The following is a 2,923-nucleotide window of genomic DNA, read 5'->3' on the forward strand; positions in this document are numbered from 1 at the left end:
TTCTGTAAATCCCTTATTGTTATATTTAAAATATATAACCTAATTAAAATTTACACAATTATCTGTAAAGACCCCTAAAAGCTGTAAGTATCTGCTTCTTTGCAGCATTTATTACAGGAGGTTTTGGTGCAATTCTTGGACTAGTGTCACCTCAAATATCTAGTCATTATGGTGTTAATGTTTCTCATATTGTTTATATCGATGTTTTAAATATATTAGGGCTTTTAATAGGTAATGCCTTAAGCTCAAAAACTATGAGCTCGCTAGGGTGTAGAAATACCCTACTAATTGCCTTAGTAATTGGTTTGATTGCACAATTTACTATCGCTGCTGGATTTCCTTTATATATCTATGCTATTTGTGCTCTTTTAAACGGTACTTGCGTCGGATTTTTGGTACCTGCTGTTAGTCAAACAATCCATGCAGCATATACTAAAAGCGGTAAAAGTGAATCACGCTTAAATGTTTTAAATTTTTTCTTTGGTGCAGGTTCTGCATTTGTGCCTTTTGTTGGTGGTCATATAGTTGAGCAGTTCTCATGGCGTGCTGTATTTATTGGCATGGGTTGTTTATATTTGATTTTACTAATCATTATATTTTTATCAAAGTTTGAGGAGAAGGAAGCTATAAAAATTAGTGATGATCTAGTTGATGAGTCTCATATAGCAAAACCAAAGCTTCTAAATATAAGTGTAGTTCTTATCGCTCTAGCTATAATGATTTATGTATATATAGAGTATATTGTCTCATACTGGTTCTCACCATATTTGCAAGAAGCTAAACATGTAAGTGTTACAGATGTTGGACTAGTTATCGGCCTATTTTGGGGAATTATTGCAATTTCTAGGCTGATAGTAGGACTATTTGTACTTACAAAAATTAAGCCTGCGGTTTATATTATGATTAGCTCATTTATTACTCTAGTTGGTTTTATCATATTCTTAATTGCGAATAGTCTTACAGGATTTATCATAGGTGGTATAGTACTTGGTTTTGGTTGTGCTGCAATGTTTCCAACACTTCTTGGGTATGGTATCAACAATGCCAATTATTCTAGTCCAAAGATCTCCTCTTTTTTAATAATGTCAGGCTCCATAGGTGCTTCGATCTGTCTATTTATTTCAGGTTTCTTAGGTCAACATATCGACAAGCAAGTTCCTATAATTCTTGGACCTATACTTTGTGTGATTATAATTATTTTGGTATTTATTACTCATATGAGAAAAGGTCAAGCATAAAAGGATGTGAAGCTAGCATAGATAAGCTTATTTCGAACTATCTTTAGCTCAATGTTTGTATAGGTTTAATTTTTTATAAATATATATTTTGGCACTTAAGCTCCTTTGATACTTACTCTCAAGTCTTTTTTTGCTTCCAGTGATCCAAGATATGAGCAATCGTCATTGGCTTACTAAAATAATACCCTTGATACTTATCACAATCTATAGATGCCAAGTATTGTAATTGTGATAACTTTTCAACCCCCTCTGCAACTACACTCATACCAAGAGATTTACCTAAAGATATCATTGTTTTAATAATTGTTTGATTAGATTCATCATCGATCTGAGCGACAAACTCTTTATCAATTTTCAAATAATCAATAGGTAGTTTTGCCAGGTAGTTAAGAGATGAGTACCCAGTACCAAAATCATCTAATGAAAAGACTATTCCTAACTCATTAAGCTTATTTATATTAATGGCAGCTTTATCAATTTGATTCATCAAATGAGTTTCTGTAACCTCAAAGATAAGCTTATCTGCCTGAATACTATGTTTATCAAGTATTTGTTTAGTTTTTGTGAGGATACATGGATCAACTAGCTGTATACCAGAAAAATTAATTGATAATGTAATACTTTCACGCAAATCATAGGGCAGACTAAGAAAATCTTGAATTGATTTGTCTAATACCCAGTAACCAATATCAACAATACGACGAGTTTTCTCAGCAATCGGTATAAACTCATCAGGTGTAAGGTCGTGTATCTCTGGATGCTGCCATCTAATTAGGGCTTCTATACCTGTGATATTTTGCTGATTATCATATTGTGGTTGATATAACAAACTGAAATTATTCTCCCCAACAGGTCTACGTAATGCATACTCTATCTTATTATTACGTTGCATTTTTTTATCTAAATCATCTTGAAAAAACACAAAGTTATTTTTACCTTTTTCTTTAGCTCTATACATCGCAGTATCTGCAAACTGTAATAAATCATCAACATTAAGGGCAGTATCTGGATAAATCGATATACCTAAACTAAATGATTGGTGTATTTCATTATTTTTGATATCAAAAGGATAATTAATTACTTCAAGAGCTCTACTTGCTATACTACGAACTTCCTCTAAAGAAGATACATCTTCGATCACAATTGCAAACTCATCACCACCAATACGCCCTATGAAATCCTCTTGCCTTAAGACCTCCTTTAAACGCAAGACGATCTCTTGCAGTAAAATATCACCATAAGCGTGGCCATAAGTATCATTAATTTGCTTAAAATTATCCAAATCAAGAAAAAATAGTGCCAGCTGATTTTTGCTACGCTTAGCTCGAGTAATTGCTTTGTTTAATTGAGTTAAAAAGAATTCTCTATTAGCAATACCTGTCATGACGTCATACCTTGCCATTTTATCCAACTTAAACTCAGCCTGCTTAATTGGCGTAATATCCAAACAAATACCTGTCAAACGATTTGGACGATGATCACTACTTCCTAAATAAAACTCAGCAACAACTTTTATATAATTATATTGATCATTTTTTGTATAAATTCTAGCTTCGTAACTAAATAGCTTGCCCATTGATATTGCTATATTTACAGCATTGTTAAATCTGATCTATCCTGCTAATTTGGGACAGTTGTTAACTTCATTCTTCATTATATATTCAAAGTGACTAGGAGTCATGTAA

At 32.5% G+C, this 2,923-nt stretch carries 2 protein-coding genes; one reads left to right on the forward strand and one right to left on the reverse strand.

What is annotated here, in order from left to right; all coding sequences use genetic code 11:
* Nucleotides 1–89 precede the first annotated feature (89 nt).
* The gene (locus AB8E56_RS11470) at nucleotides 90–1,238 is read left to right on the forward strand and encodes an MFS transporter (protein ID WP_329481237.1); all 1,149 of its coding nucleotides are present in this window, start codon (nucleotides 90–92) and stop codon (nucleotides 1,236–1,238) included.
* Between the two features lie 118 nt (nucleotides 1,239–1,356).
* Here AB8E56_RS11470 and AB8E56_RS11475 read toward each other — a convergent pair whose 3' ends face one another.
* Nucleotides 1,357–2,814, reverse strand: coding sequence for an EAL domain-containing protein (locus AB8E56_RS11475; RefSeq protein WP_329481235.1), 1,458 nt, complete (start codon nucleotides 2,812–2,814; stop codon nucleotides 1,357–1,359).
* Between the last annotated feature and the right edge of the window lie 109 nt (nucleotides 2,815–2,923).

The sequence above is a fragment of the Francisella sp. 19X1-34 genome (genome assembly GCF_041102755.1).
GTDB lineage: Bacteria > Pseudomonadota > Gammaproteobacteria > Francisellales > Francisellaceae > Francisella.

Excerpts from the sequence above, each read along its gene's own strand:
- AB8E56_RS11475 (WP_329481235.1), bottom strand. The coding sequence starts at position 2,814 with ATGGGCAAGCTATTTAGTTACGAAGCTAGAATTTATACAAAAAATGAT.